Genomic DNA, 12,723 nt, shown 5'->3' on the forward strand with positions numbered 1-12,723 from the left:
CCCCGACCCCGCGAGGCGGTCTCGGGGCGAATCCGGACCGGTTCGGACCCGCTTCGTCCCTCGTTTGTCCCCACAGAATCGTCACCGACCGTCAGTCGTCGCCGGGCGTGACCGACCCCGTCTCCGGACCGGCGTCGGTGAGTCCGGCGGTGTTCGCGACCGTCGCGATCTCGGGGCGGAACACCCACGCCGCGAGCAGGACGATCGGGACCATCGTGGCGGCCGTTATCGAGTACCCCACGTGGAGGTTGGCGAGCCACGGCGCGGAGTAGATCAGCGGGTAGACGATCCCGCCGACGGTGCCGACGCCGCCGACGACCCCGGCCACGGCGCCGGAGCTGTCCGGGAACATCGCCGGCACCTGTGCGAAGATCGCCCCCTCGGCCCACGCACAGCCCGCGCCGACGAGGAACCCGACTATCACGGCGTTCATCACGACGCCGGAGAGCCCGGCGAGCGTCATCGCGACCATCGTCACCACGATGAAACAGAGCCCGAGGAACGTCCACTGCTCGCGGTAGTGGCCCTCGAACACCGGGAGGATGTTCGTCTCCGTGCGGGCGAGCACGTCGCTGATGTACCCGCCGAACGGGCGGAGCAGCCCGGCCGCCACGGAGAACGTCGCCGCGAAGGTACTGGCGAGCACGAGGTTCTGCGTGTCGAACCCCTCGCGGTAGTAGGTGGCCAGCCAGCCGTTCATCGACAGCTCCAGTCCGAACGACATGACGTAGGCGGCCGCGAGCACGACCGTCCCGTATCGGGTGGCCGTGTGGAGCCAGCCCCGCAGCGTCGCGTTCTCCCTGGTCGCCTGCCGCTTCTCGTCGCTCTTCGCGGCCTCGCCGAAGACGAGGTAGACGCCCGCGAGGAGGATGGAGACGATCCCGGTGTAGAAGAAGGCGGCCCGCCAGTTGGTCTGGAACAGCGGGCCGCTCCAGTCGGCGCCGAACACTCGCGGGAGCACGAGCGCGCCGCCCGCCGCTCCGGCGTTGCCGACGCCGGCGTAGATCCCCTCGGCCAGTCCGAGGTTCTCCTCCTCGAACCACTCGGCGACGTGCTGGATGCCGATGACGAACGTGATCCCCGCCGTGGCGACGATCAGCCGCGTCGCGAAGAACACGCCGTATCCCTGCGCGAACGCGCTGGCGATGGAGAACACGCCGACGTACGCGAGCACGATGGAGAAGATGACCGGCGCGCCGAACCGGTCGGAGAGCCACCCGGTGAGGATGCGACCGAACGGCGCCATCCAGATCGCCGAGCTGGCGAGGATACCGATCTCGGCCGTCGTGAGGGAGAACTCCTCGGCCATCCCGCCCGTGAACGGCGCGAACGAGAACCAGATCAGAAACGAGAAGTTGAATCCGACGGTCGCCAGGAGCAGCGTCCGGTACTTCGTCATCCGGATCGGACTCTTCACGCGCCGGTCACCTCGAAGTCGGCCGCGAGGGCGGTCGGATCGCTGCGAACGGAGACGGTACGCGCCTGCGTGTTTCCGGTAAACATCTGGTCGAACATGGCTTCTTTCACGTCTCATAGGCACACTCGGGCGTTTAATAAGGAAATCGGTGAGTGTACACACGATAATACGGCATTTCGTTAGTCGTTTCGCGAACGCAGTTCGGCGCCGAGTAGTATTCCTGCTATGAAAATCGAATTTAAAACACCGGGTCGAATAACGGATAGAAATTTACACTCGCTACTACTGAGGCCGACTTAGTGTAGTTATTTACCGTGATATAGCCGCCTCGTGGCCTGAGACGGCGGATGCGCCGGAGTCTACCGACTTTCGAAACGTCCACCGGCGGATCGAACGCTCCCGAAGGGGGCCGCGATCGCTCTCGCAGCCGCGCGGGCCGCGCCGGCCGCACCGGGCGCACCGGCCACGCCGGAGCGCGCGTTTAAGCCCCCGGCGCGCTAACGTGGTGGCATGACTCACGAAGTGCACCTGTCACGCGTCGAAGGCGAACTCCGCGAGCGGTCGTACCCGACGAGCCGCGAGACGCTCGTCGACGAGTGCGCCGGAACGACCGTGCTGTTCGCCGACGGCGACGCCGACCTCGGCGACCTCGTCGCCGAGATCGACCAACCGCGGTTCGAGAGCGCCGAAGACGCGTTCACCGCGCTGCAGAACGTCCTCCCCGTCGAGGCGGTCGGGGAGCCCGGCCAGTCCGACGGCGACGCCTGATCGGACCCGTCGGTCGCGTCGGATCCGTCGCCGTCGGTCACGCCCGCCGTCCGCGTCACCCGTACACACGTCACGGAGCGTCTCGCATCGCTTTTCACCGCGGGTCGCGCACTGGCGGTAATGAGCTATCGGATCGGCCTCGTCGGCAAGCCCTCGGTGGGGAAGTCGACGTTCTTCAACGCCGCGACGATGAACGACGTGCCCGAGGGTGCGTACCCGTTCACCACGATCGACCCGACCGTCGGCGAGGCGTACGTCCGCGTCGACTGCGCCGCCCCCGAGTTCGGCGAGACCTGTACGCCGAGCGTGGGGGTCTGCCGCGAGGGGACGCGGTTCGTCCCCGTGAAGCTCGTCGACGTGGCCGGGCTCGTCCCGGGCGCCCACGAGGGCCGCGGGCTCGGGAACCAGTTCCTCACCGACCTCAACGAGACCGACGTGCTGATCCACGTCGTCGACTTCTCCGGGAAGACGGACATCGAGGGCGAGGCGACCGAGGGCCACGACCCGCGCGAGGACATCGACTTCCTGGAGGAGGAGCTGGACGCGTGGTACCTCGACGTGTTGGAGAAAGGACTGGAGAAGTTCGAGACGCGCTACCACGGTGCGGACGCCGCGATCGAGGCGGAGCTCGCCGACCAGATGTCCGCGTTCGGCATCGACAAGGACCGGATGAAGCGGGTGATCCTCGCCGAGGGGTTAGAGCTCGACCCGGAGACGTGGGACGAGACCGACAAGACCGACCTCGCCCGCGAGATCCGCAAGCGGACGAAGCCGATGGTCGTCGCCGCCAACAAGATGGACACGCCCGAGGCGCAGGCGAACTGGGAGGAGATCACGGCCGACCCGGACTACGACCACCTCTCGTTCGTCCCCGCGAGCGCCCACGCGGAGAAGGCCCTCAAAACCGCGGACGAGGCGGGCGTCGTCGACTACGCGCCCGGCGAGCGCGACTTCGACGTCGTCGGCGACGTCTCCGGCGAGCAGGAAGCGGGCCTCGACAAGATCGCCGAGTTCGTCGCCGAGTACGAGGGTACTGGGGTTCAGGGCGCGCTCGAAGCCGCCGTCTTCGACGTGCTCGGCTGTATCGCGGTCTTCCCCGGTTCCGCGAACGGGAGTAAAGACGAGAAGGGCGTCTTCCGCGACTGCTTCGTCCTCCCCGAGGGGTCGACGACGGAGGACTTCGCGTACCACATCCACTCGGACATCGGCGAGGGGCTGCTCCACGGCACCGACTGTCGGAGCGGGCGCCAGGTCGGGGCCGACCGCGAGCTCTCCCACCGCGACGTGATCGAGCTCGTCTCCACGAAGCAGGCTGCGCCGTAGCCGCCCCGAACGCGACGCCGGCCCGGCGACCGCCGTGAACTCCGATCAGCTATTACCCGCCGGGGTCCAACCCGACCCCATGGAACGGACCGTCACGGTCGAACCCGAGGCCGGGCTCCACGCGCGCCCCGCCTCGAAGCTGGTACAGACGGCGAACCGATTCGACGCCGACGTGTCGATCGGCCGCGCCGACGACGGCGACGACGGCCTCGTCCGTGCCGACAGCATGCTCTCCGTCAGCGGGCTCAACGTCGAGCACGGCGAGTCGGTCCGCGTGGTCGCCGAGGGCCCCGACGCCGAGGCGGCGCTGGACGCGGTCTGCGACCTGCTCGCGAGTCCGGTCGAGGGGGAATCCGAGGCCGGAGGGAGCGGCGGCGACGCCGGGGACGCGCCGTGAGGACGCTCGACGGCGTCGGCAGCACGCCGCGCTCTGGCGTCGGCGCGGCGCGCTGGTACCGGCCGGACGCCGACCTGACGCTCCCCGACCGCCCCGACCCGGCCGCGGTCGACGCCGAGGCGGAACTGGAGCGGTACGATTCGGCCCGGGACGCCGCCCGGGAGGCCCTGCGCGACGCCCGCGACCGGACGGCCGAGCGCGTCGGGGAGGAAGAGGCGGCGGTGTTCGAGGCCCACGAGGGGTTCCTCGACGACCCGACGATAGTCGAGGACGTCGAGGCCGAGATCCGCGACGGGACCCCCGCGGCGCACGCCGTCGCGGACCGGTTCGACGAGGCGGTCGCGCAGTTCGAGGGGATGGAGGGGCGGATGGCCGAGCGCGCCGACGACCTGCGCGACGTGCGCGACCGGCTGCTCCGCGCGCTCCTCGACGCCGAGGGAGACGGACCGACCGGCGCCGCGGACCTCGCCGCGCTCCCCGAGGGCACGGTCCTGCTGGCGGAGCGGCTCACGCCGAGCGACACCGCCGCGCTCGACCCCGGGGCGGTCGCGGGAATCGCGACCGTCGAGGGCGGCCGCACCTCCCACGCCGCGATCATCGCGCGGTCGCTCGCGATCCCCGCGGTCGTCGGCGTCGGCGAGGCGCTCGAATCGGTCGCGGACGGGGAGACCGTCCTCGTCGACGGCGAGGCCGGCGAGGTCGTCGTCGACCCGGACGGGGCGCGCCGCGAAGCGGCGCGGGAGGCGGGCCCGGACGCGATCCGAGGGCGCGTCGAGACGGCCGACGGCCGGCCGGTCGAGGTCGCGGCCAACGTCGGCGGCGAGGCCGAGCTGGGGCCGGCCGCCGAGCGCGGCGCCGACGGCGTCGGGCTGTTCCGCACGGAGTTCCTCTTCGTCGATCGCGAGTCGCCGCCGACCGAGGACGAGCAGTACGAGGCGGTCGCGGCCGCGCTGTCGGCGTTCGACGACCCGGACGACCGCGTCGTCGTACGCACCCTCGACGTCGGCGGCGACAAGCCGGTTCCCTACCTGGACCTCCCCGACGAGCCGAACCCGTTCCTCGGGCGGCGCGGGATCCGGCTGTCGCTCGACGAGCACGCGGACCTCTTCGAGACGCAGCTCCGGGCGCTGCTCCGCGCCGCGGCGACCGAGGCGGGCGACGGGCTCGCCGTGATGTTCCCCCTCGTGACGCGGGTCGAGGAGGTCGAGCGCGCGGTCGCGACCGTCGAGTCGGTCGCCGACGACCTCGCGAGCGAGGGCGTCGACCACGCGGTCCCGGAGCTGGGCGCGATGGTGGAGACGCCGGCGGCGGCGTTCCTCGCCGACGCGCTCGCGGAGCGGCTGGACTTCCTGAGCGTCGGGACGAACGACCTCGCTCAGTACGTGATGGCGGCCGACCGCGGCAGCGACGCCGTCGCGGAGTACCACGACCCGCTCCACCCGGCGGTGCTGCGTGCTCTCGACCGCACGACGGCGGCCGCCGAGGGGAGCGACGCCTGGGTCGGGATCTGCGGCGAGATGGCCGGCGACCCGGCGCTGACGGAGCTGCTCGTCGGGCTCGGCTTCGACGAGCTCAGCATGAGCGCCGTGACGGCGCCCGAGGTGAAGGCGCGGGTGCGCGAGGTCGACGCCGACGCCGCGGCGTCCCTCGCGAGCGACGCGCTCGCCTGCGAGACGCGCCGCGAGGTCCTCGACGTGCTGGGGCTCGACGACCGCGGGCCGTAGCCCGAACCGAGAGGAGAGAGGGACGGCCCCGCCTCAGAGCTTCTCGACGTCGCGCGCCGCCTCCGCCTGCTCGCGGACGGACGCTATCGTGGCCGACGGGTCGGTGGCCGCGACCGCCGCGTTGACCGCGCCCTCGAGGACGGGGGCGTCGGCGATGACCGCCTCGGCGTCGCTCAGTTCGACGGCGACGTCCGCGTTCATCACCGCGCTGCCGAGGTCGACGAGGACGACGACGCCGTCGGACTCCTCTCCCCCGGCTTCGCCGCCCGCGCCGGCCGCCGCGTCGATGGCGTCCTCGATCGCGTCCGGGACGGTGCCGATCCCGCCGTTCCCGTCGCCGCCGACCGGCTCGATCCGGGTGTCGCCGGCCATCTCGGCGGCGATCTCCGCGATCCCCTCGGCGGCGCGCTCGCTGTGCGAGACGACGACGATCCCGACCATCAGTCGCCCTCCAAGTCGGCCCCTCCGGCGGGGCCGTCCTCCGCGGCCTCGTCAGGATCGTCGTCCGGGATCGTCGGTGACGCGGCGTCCGTCTCGGGGACGTCGACGCCGAGCCGGTCGGCGGCGACGACGAGCAGCTCTTCGAGGATGAACAGCGCGCTCGTCGCCCCCGGGTCCTGGTGGCCGACCGAGCGCCAGCCGAGGTAGGAGGCCCGGCCCTTTCGGGCGCGGATCGGGACGGTGAACGCCACGCCGCGCTCGGCGGCGGCGACCGCCTTCGCCAGCGCCTCGATCGGCGGGAGGTCGTCGACCTCGATCGACTTCTTGAAGGTGTGGACCGCGGGCGTCAGCGCGTCCACCACCGTCTGGTCGCCGACGCGCGCGTCGCCCCGGTCCTCGACCTTCTCTAGGTACGTCTCCGCGAACGCGACCGCGCTCTCGGGGGTGATCCCGTCGCCGAGCTCGCCCGCCGCGAACACGAGCGACCCGCCGAACAGCGGGCCTGAGGCGCCGCCGACCTCCCCCATCAGCGTCTTGCCGACCGTCTTCGCGACGGTCTCCGGGTCGGGGTCGTCGAGGTCGCGCGCGGCGTCGGCGGCCGCGGCCCAGCCGCGCGCCATGTTCCCGCCGTGGTCGGCGTCGCCGATGGCGGAGTCCAGCTGGGTCAGGTGGTCGCGCTCGTCCTCGATGCGCTCGGCGACCGCCTCGACCGCCGCGACGACCGCCGCGCCGTCGTCGGTCGCCGGGTCGTCTCCGGTCGCAGCGCCGTCGTCGCTCATTTCGTCGTCAGCGCCGGGGTGTCGGCCGGCGCGTCGAACAGCTCCTTCAGCTCGTCGTCGACCGCGCACACCGTGATCGACGCGCCGGCCATGTCGAGCGAGGTCATGTAGTCGCCGACCCACGCGTCGTACGTCTCCAGGCCGCGCTCGCCGAGCAGCTCCTGGAGCCGACGGTTGACGACGAACAGCTCCATCTGCGGGGTCGCGCCCATCCCGTTGACGACCGTGAGCACCTCTTGCCCCTCGTCGAGGTCGTCGAGGACCGCCTCCGTCAGGTGCTCGGTGACCTCGTCGGCGGGCATCGCCTCGGTGCGCTCGGTGCCCGGCTCGCCGTGGATCCCGATCCCGAGCTCGATCTCGTCGTCGCCCAGGTCGAAGGTGGGCTCGCCCTTCTCGGGGGTGACGCAGGAGGTGAGCGCGGTGCCCATCGTGCCGACGTTGTCGATCACCTTCTCCGCGACGCGCTTAACCTCCGAGAGGTCGGCGCCCTGCGCCGCCTTCGCGCCCGCGGCCTTGTGGACGAGGATCGTCCCGCAGACGCCGCGCCGCCCGGACGTGTACAGCGAGTCCTCGACCGCCACGTCGTCGTTCACCACGACGCTCTCGACCTCGATCCCCTCCATCTCCGCGAGCTCGATGGCGGTCTCGAAGTTCATCACGTCGCCCTCGTAGTTCTTGATGATCGCGAGGACGCCGTCGCCCGCGTCGCAGGCCCCGATCAGCTCCTCGAACTCGTCCGCGGTCGGCGAGGAGAACACGTCGCCCGCGGCCGCCCCGTCTAACATTCCGTCGCCGATGTACCCCGCATGGGTCGGCTCGTGGCCGCTGCCGCCGCCGGTCACAAGCGCCACCTTGTCGTCGACCGGCGCGTCGTCGCGGACGAGTACCTGCGTCTCCGGGAGCCGGCGGAGGCGGTCCGGGTGCGCCGCGGTCATCCCGTCGAGCATCTCGTCGACGACGTCGTCCGGGTCGTTGATCAGCTTCTTCATGATCGTTGGTAACATCTCGTCCGGACCGGTTAAACGTAGTGGGGCCCTCGGCGACCGCCGGAGGAACGCGACCGCGATCGCACGGACCGCGGCGACCGCGGAGCGCGCCGCCGCGCCTCAGAGCACCCAGCTGGCGAGGACGCCGATCACCGCCGCCGCGCCGAGGACCGTCAGCGCGCCGCCGAAGAGCGGCGAGTCGGCGAGCAGCGGGACGCCGATCGCCACCGCCACGAGACCGGCGAGCAAGAGGACGATTTTGAGGACGACGGTGGGGACCAACTCCAGGATAACGTCGAAGACGATCTCGAATATCTCGTCGAGCATGGTTTCGAGGGCGTCCGTGGATGACTGCTGACTGGTACAAATATTCGGTGGTCGGAGGTCCCGACGTCCACGCCGCCGGCTCAACCCGCTCAGCGCCCCCGTCTCGGTGTACGCGTTCGTCGCCGCGTATCCCCGGCGACCCCTCCCGAGCCGGCCTCGCCGGAGCGGTTTCGATGGGACCGCAGTTCCGGTACGTCGGCGCGCTGGTCCGGCGAGACGACGCCGCCGACCGACGGAAGGACCGACAGCGGCCGGTTGCGGCGGCTCACGACACCGCGTCGCGGACCGCGGCGGGGACGTCCGTCCGGTCGACCTCCCGAACCGACGCGGTGTCGGGATCCGACGGCCCGTACTTGTACCCCGACCCGGTCAGTATCACGGCGACGTCGTCCGCGGCGTCGAACTCCCCGGCCGTGGCGAGCTCCCGCACGGCGGCTGTGGCCACGGCGCAGGACGGCTCGACGGAGACCCCGGCGTCGGCCGCGAGGCGGTCCGTCTCGTCGATCATCGCCTCCTCGGCGACGGAGACGACGCCCCCGTCCGTCTCCGCGACCGCGGCCAGCGCCCGGTTCCCGCTCGGCGGGTCGGCGTTGTTGATCGAGACGGCCGCCGTCGGCTCCCCCTCGACCGGCTCGACGCGCGACCTCCCGCGTCGGTACGCCCGCGCGATCGGATCGCACCGCGCGGCCTGCGCGAGGTAGATCCGCGGTACCGACGGGAGCAGTCCGGCGGCGTCCAGCTCTCGGAGCGCTTTCCAGACCCCGCTCGCCTGCCCGCCGCTGCTGACCGGCAGGACGATCGCGTCGGGGGCGTCGGGGGCGAACGCCTCGCAGATCTCGTACGCGACCGTCTTCTGTCCGGCCACGCGGAGCGGGGCGTCCGAGTTGAGGAACGCGGCGCCGAGGTCGCCGTCGACGGTGTCGCGGTAGAGCCGCCCGTAGTCCCCGCGGACCCGGAACAGGTGCGGGTCGTGTTGGGCGATCATCGCGAGCCGGGAGTCGGGGGTGTCCTCGGCCACGAGGATGACCGCTTCGCGGTCCGCCGCGGCGGCGTGAGCGGCGACGCTCAGCGCCATGTTGCCGTGCGAGACCGTTCCGATCGGGCCGTCCGCTCGGCAGACACCGACGGCCGTTCCCCGGTCCTTGAAGCTCCCCGTCGGGTTGACGCCCTCGACCTTGAGATGGATCCGGGGGCCGTCCGTCGGTTCGATAGACGGCGCCCGAAACAGCGGCGTCCCCCCGGCAGCGGCGGCGAATCCGGTCGGCGCCGCCGCGGGGAGCACGGAGTCGTAACGCCAGAGGGTGTCCCGTCCGAGCGTCGCGTCGCCCCCCGTCGTTCCGCTCGCGTCGGACCAGTCGAACGACGCGGTGTCGGGCTCGAACCAGAGCGGCTCGCCGCAGCGACAGCGGACCGCGTCGCCGAACGCGTACGTCTCGCCGCAGTCGTAACAGGCCAATCGGTCCATACCACCCCCTCGCGCGCGGCCTACAAATGACTGGTCACGGGAGAACGGGACCGTTTCGACCGAGCACGCCTCGAACGCGCTCTCGACGATGTAGCGGCGTCGCTGGAGGATTAGAACGACGAAATTGGGTGGCTGGGGAGTCCCAGCCCACCAATCCCGAGCGGCCGAAGGCCGCCCGCGAAGCAGGTGGGCCAACACGGATTTGAACCGTGGACCTCCCGGTTATCAGCCGAGCGCTCAACCTGACTGAGCTATTGGCCCAGGTGAGCGCATTCGGTCGTTGCGCGGGTAGGATTTTAAGGGTTTCCTTTCGACAGTCCGCCGCCGTCTCGCGGTTTTAACGTCCCGCGCCGCGATCCTCTCGCGGTCAGTCGGTTCGCTCGGACTCCTCGTCTTCGACCGTGAAGTCGACGTCGACCACGTCGTCGGCGCGGTCCGGGTCGTCGAAACGGTCGCCGCCGTCGCCGCTCCCGCCGCTTCCCCCGTCCGTCGCTCCACCGGACCCACCGGCGCCGCCCGCACCGGGGAAGTCGTCGGGGTCGTCGCCGGCGGGGCCGTCGAACCCGTCGCCGCCGAATCCCCCGCCGCCCATCGTGAAGCCGGCCCCGCCGCCGTCGCCGCCGGGGAAGCCGCCGATGTACACGTTGCCGGAGGCGAAGCCCCCGCTCTCGCCGTCGAGGTACGGCACCACGACGTACTTCTTGAGCGCCATGCGGATCGGGACTCGCGAGAGCGGGAGCGCGAGCAGGAAGCCGACCGCGTCGGTGACGAGCCCGGGCGTGAGCAGGAACGCGCCGGCGGCGATCAGGAGGCCGCCGTCGAGCAGCTCGTCGGTCGGGGGCTCGCCGCGGGCCAGCTTGCGCTGGACGCGCGCGAGCGTCGCCCGCCCCTCGGCGCGCAGGAGGAGCATCCCGAGCACGGCGGTCAACACGACCAGCGCGACCGTGACCGCCCACCCCAGCCGCGTCGCGACCACGATCAGGAACAGCGCGTCCACGAGGGGGACGACGAGCAGCAGCGCGAGCAGCGTGCGCGGGCGCATACCACGAGCGTTCCGGCCGGGGACTCATAGCCCTTTTCGTCCGGCCGGGGGCCGACCCGACCGCCGGCGACGCCCGACCGCGCTCGCGTCGGGGCGATCCGCGACCGCCACGGCTTTGAGCGACGGGGCCGACCCGAGCGTATGGACATCGTCGGCGCGCTCGGACGCGACCCCCCGGAGCGCGAGCCGCTGCCGCGGTGGGTCGCGCCCCTGCCGGAGGCGCTGGAGGACGTCGCCTTCCGGTTCGCGTGGGTCATCGTCGCGATCAACCTCGTCGGCACCGCGTTCGGCTTCTGGTACTACCGGTTCCAGTTCCGGGAAGTGCCCGTCGAGATGTGGGCGTTCGTCCCGGACAGCCCGGGCGCGACGCTGCTCATCGCGCTCGCGCTCGCGGCGTGGGCGGTCGGGCGGTCGAGCGACACCCTCGCGACGCTCGCCTTCTTCGGCAACGTCAAGCTCGGGCTGTGGACCCCCTACGTGCTCGTCGTCTTCGCGCCGCGGTTCGTCGAGACGTCGGGGCCGCCGCTGTACGCGTTCCTCCTCGTGAGCCACCTCGGAATGGTCGTGCAGGCGTTCGTGCTCTACCGGATCACGGACTTCCCGCCGGGGGCGGTCGCCGTCGCGACCGCGTGGTACACGGTCGACCTCCTGATGGACTACTTCGTCCCCGTGACCGGCGGCGTGACCCACACCTCGCTGCCGTACGCCGACGCGACGCCGTGGTTCACCACGACGGTGCTGCAGGTCGCGGCCGCGGGCGCGGTCGTGCTCACCGTGATCCCGCTGTTCTGGACGCTCGGAACCCACGTCGAGAAGCTCCGGACGCGGTACGGACCCGGGGGCGACGGAGCGAGTCCCGACGGCGGCCGCCCGCGTCCCTGATTTAAGTTCACCGAGGGCGTCGGACGATCCATGAGCGTCTACGAGCGTATCGCGGAGCTGTCCGTGACCATCGAGTCCGTCGACCGGCGTCGGTACACCGGCGCGACCACCAGCGGCTTCGAGCGCACCACCACCGAGTTCCGGCTCGCCGGCGACGGCGTCGTCGGACGCGGCGAGGACGTGACCTACGAGACCGAGGACCATGACGCGCTCGCGGGGACCGACCCGATCGACATCGAGGGGGAGTGGACGATCGACGAGCTGTCGGCGCGGCTCGACAACGAGGATCTGTTCGCGCACGAGGCGCCGGAACGCGAGTACTCGCGGAGCTACCGCCGGTGGGCGGTCGAGAGCGCGGCGCTCGACCTGGCGCTCAGGCAGCGGGAGGAGTCGCTCGGCGCGTTCCTCGGCGTCGAGGCGTCGCCGGTGCGGTTCGTCGTCTCCACGCGCCTCGGCGAGCCGCCGACGACCGACCGCGTCGAGGAGCTGCTCGCGCTCGACGACGAGCTGGAGTTCAAGCTCGACCCGACGCCGGACTGGCCGGAGGAGGCGTTCGTGACGCTCCGGGAGACGGACGCCGTCCGGATCCTGGACCTCAAGGGCTGGTACGAGGGCACCGACGTGGACGCCGAGGCCGACCCCGAGCTGTACCGCGACGTGTTCGCCGCGTTCCCCGCCGCGGTCGTCGAGGACCCGGCGCTCACGCCGGCGACGCGGGCGCTCGTCGAGCCGCAGGCGGACCGGCTCTCCTTCGACTACCCGATCGACGGGGTCGAGAGCCTCGAATCGCTCCCGATCGACCCGGGGTACTGCAACATCAAACCGTCCCGGTTCGGCACCCTCGAATCGCTGTTTGAGACGATCGCGTACTGTCGGGAGCAGGGGATCGAGATGTACGGCGGCGGGCAGTTCGAACTCGCCAGCGGGCGGGACGCGATCCAGACGCTCGCCGCCCTCTTCTACCCCGACGGCCCGAACGACGTGGCGCCCCGGCCGTTCAATGACCCGAAGGCGTCGCCGCCGTACCCGATGAGCCCGCTTCGCCCCGACCGCGACGCGGTCGGCTTCGAGTTCTGACCTGACGCGATCTCGATCGGATATCGATACCGACGACATACCAGTACAACCGCGGTGGCGCGTGCCTCTGAGGCCGCCTCGGGGCCGAGGAGCAC

13 protein-coding genes and 1 tRNA gene are annotated in these 12,723 nt (G+C 71.4%); 6 read left to right on the forward strand and 8 right to left on the reverse strand.

The annotated features are described in order from the left end of the window. Positions 1-91: 91 nt before the first annotated feature. Positions 92-1,399 carry an MFS transporter gene (locus ACFQMF_RS08105; RefSeq protein WP_256409642.1) on the reverse strand — a complete coding sequence of 436 codons (1,308 nt, stop codon included), beginning with the start codon at positions 1,397-1,399 and terminating at the stop codon, positions 92-94. A gap of 528 nt (positions 1,400-1,927) precedes the next feature. Here ACFQMF_RS08105 and ACFQMF_RS08110 point away from each other — a divergent pair. The 4 genes from ACFQMF_RS08110 to ptsP all read left to right on the forward strand — a co-directional run bounded on the left by ACFQMF_RS08110 (position 1,928) and on the right by ptsP (position 5,629). Next, the gene (locus ACFQMF_RS08110) at positions 1,928-2,185 is read left to right on the forward strand and encodes a DUF5789 family protein (RefSeq protein WP_256409623.1); all 258 of its coding nucleotides are present in this window, start codon (positions 1,928-1,930) and stop codon (positions 2,183-2,185) included. A gap of 120 nt (positions 2,186-2,305) precedes the next feature. Beyond that, positions 2,306-3,508: a redox-regulated ATPase YchF gene (locus tag ACFQMF_RS08115; RefSeq protein WP_256409624.1), complete on the forward strand. Its 1,203-nt coding sequence runs from the start codon at positions 2,306-2,308 to the stop codon at positions 3,506-3,508. 79 nt (positions 3,509-3,587) lie between these two features. Beyond that, positions 3,588-3,905: an HPr family phosphocarrier protein gene (locus ACFQMF_RS08120; protein WP_256409625.1), complete on the forward strand. Its 318-nt coding sequence runs from the start codon at positions 3,588-3,590 to the stop codon at positions 3,903-3,905. Continuing rightward, positions 3,902-5,629: a phosphoenolpyruvate--protein phosphotransferase gene (ptsP, locus tag ACFQMF_RS08125; RefSeq protein WP_256409626.1), complete on the forward strand. Its 1,728-nt coding sequence runs from the start codon at positions 3,902-3,904 to the stop codon at positions 5,627-5,629. Before ACFQMF_RS08120 ends, ptsP begins: the two co-directional genes overlap by 4 nt. Before the next feature lie 33 nt (positions 5,630-5,662). On the opposite strand, the gene ACFQMF_RS08130 is transcribed toward ptsP, so the two are convergent. The 7 genes from ACFQMF_RS08130 to ACFQMF_RS08160 form a co-directional block, all read right to left on the reverse strand. Beyond that, on the reverse strand, positions 5,663-6,070 hold the full coding sequence (locus ACFQMF_RS08130) for a PTS sugar transporter subunit IIA domain-containing protein (RefSeq protein ID WP_256409627.1): 408 nt from the start codon (positions 6,068-6,070) through the stop codon (positions 5,663-5,665). After that, positions 6,070-6,849 (reverse strand): dihydroxyacetone kinase subunit DhaL, encoded by a 780-nt coding sequence (gene dhaL / locus ACFQMF_RS08135; protein ID WP_256409628.1) that lies wholly within the window; start codon positions 6,847-6,849, stop codon positions 6,070-6,072. Before dhaL ends, ACFQMF_RS08130 begins: the two co-directional genes overlap by 1 nt. Beyond that, positions 6,846-7,838, reverse strand: a complete 993-nt coding sequence (gene dhaK / locus ACFQMF_RS08140; protein WP_256409629.1) for a dihydroxyacetone kinase subunit DhaK — start codon at positions 7,836-7,838, stop codon at positions 6,846-6,848. Before dhaK ends, dhaL begins: the two co-directional genes overlap by 4 nt. Positions 7,839-7,955: 117 nt before the next feature. Further along, positions 7,956-8,162: a hypothetical protein gene (locus tag ACFQMF_RS08145; RefSeq protein WP_256409630.1), complete on the reverse strand. Its 207-nt coding sequence runs from the start codon at positions 8,160-8,162 to the stop codon at positions 7,956-7,958. Positions 8,163-8,427: 265 nt separating this feature from the next. Further along, positions 8,428-9,627 (reverse strand): threonine synthase, encoded by a 1,200-nt coding sequence (locus tag ACFQMF_RS08150; RefSeq protein WP_256409631.1) that lies wholly within the window; start codon positions 9,625-9,627, stop codon positions 8,428-8,430. Between the two features lie 187 nt (positions 9,628-9,814). Continuing rightward, positions 9,815-9,888: transfer RNA gene (locus ACFQMF_RS08155), tRNA-Ile, on the reverse strand. A 106-nt stretch (positions 9,889-9,994) separates the two neighbouring features. Then, positions 9,995-10,669 carry an FxsA family protein gene (locus ACFQMF_RS08160; protein ID WP_256409632.1) on the reverse strand — a complete coding sequence of 225 codons (675 nt, stop codon included), beginning with the start codon at positions 10,667-10,669 and terminating at the stop codon, positions 9,995-9,997. Between the two features lie 141 nt (positions 10,670-10,810). On the opposite strand from ACFQMF_RS08160, the gene ACFQMF_RS08165 reads away from it, so the two are divergent. After that, positions 10,811-11,551 (forward strand): DUF1405 domain-containing protein, encoded by a 741-nt coding sequence (locus ACFQMF_RS08165; RefSeq protein WP_256409633.1) that lies wholly within the window; start codon positions 10,811-10,813, stop codon positions 11,549-11,551. A 30-nt stretch (positions 11,552-11,581) separates the two neighbouring features. Continuing rightward, complete coding sequence (locus ACFQMF_RS08170) at positions 11,582-12,628, forward strand: hypothetical protein (protein ID WP_256409634.1); 1,047 nt, start codon at positions 11,582-11,584, stop codon at positions 12,626-12,628. The last annotated feature ends 95 nt before the right edge of the window (positions 12,629-12,723 follow it).

Origin of the sequence: Halorubrum rutilum (genome assembly GCF_042665015.1) — an archaeon.
GTDB lineage: Archaea > Halobacteriota > Halobacteria > Halobacteriales > Haloferacaceae > Halorubrum > Halorubrum rutilum.

Excerpts from the sequence above, each read along its gene's own strand:
- ACFQMF_RS08105 (WP_256409642.1), bottom strand. The coding sequence starts at position 1,399 with ATGACGAAGTACCGGACGCTGCTCCTGGCGACCGTCGGATTCAACTTC.
- ACFQMF_RS08110 (WP_256409623.1), top strand. The coding sequence starts at position 1,928 with ATGACTCACGAAGTGCACCTGTCACGCGTCGAAGGCGAACTCCGCGAG.
- ACFQMF_RS08115 (WP_256409624.1), top strand. The coding sequence starts at position 2,306 with ATGAGCTATCGGATCGGCCTCGTCGGCAAGCCCTCGGTGGGGAAGTCG.
- ACFQMF_RS08120 (WP_256409625.1), top strand. The coding sequence starts at position 3,588 with ATGGAACGGACCGTCACGGTCGAACCCGAGGCCGGGCTCCACGCGCGC.
- ACFQMF_RS08130 (WP_256409627.1), bottom strand. The coding sequence starts at position 6,070 with ATGGTCGGGATCGTCGTCGTCTCGCACAGCGAGCGCGCCGCCGAGGGG.
- dhaL (WP_256409628.1), bottom strand. The coding sequence starts at position 6,849 with ATGAGCGACGACGGCGCTGCGACCGGAGACGACCCGGCGACCGACGAC.
- dhaK (WP_256409629.1), bottom strand. The coding sequence starts at position 7,838 with ATGAAGAAGCTGATCAACGACCCGGACGACGTCGTCGACGAGATGCTC.
- ACFQMF_RS08145 (WP_256409630.1), bottom strand. The coding sequence starts at position 8,162 with ATGCTCGACGAGATATTCGAGATCGTCTTCGACGTTATCCTGGAGTTG.
- ACFQMF_RS08150 (WP_256409631.1), bottom strand. The coding sequence starts at position 9,627 with ATGGACCGATTGGCCTGTTACGACTGCGGCGAGACGTACGCGTTCGGC.
- ACFQMF_RS08160 (WP_256409632.1), bottom strand. The coding sequence starts at position 10,669 with ATGCGCCCGCGCACGCTGCTCGCGCTGCTGCTCGTCGTCCCCCTCGTG.
- ACFQMF_RS08165 (WP_256409633.1), top strand. The coding sequence starts at position 10,811 with ATGGACATCGTCGGCGCGCTCGGACGCGACCCCCCGGAGCGCGAGCCG.
- ACFQMF_RS08170 (WP_256409634.1), top strand. The coding sequence starts at position 11,582 with ATGAGCGTCTACGAGCGTATCGCGGAGCTGTCCGTGACCATCGAGTCC.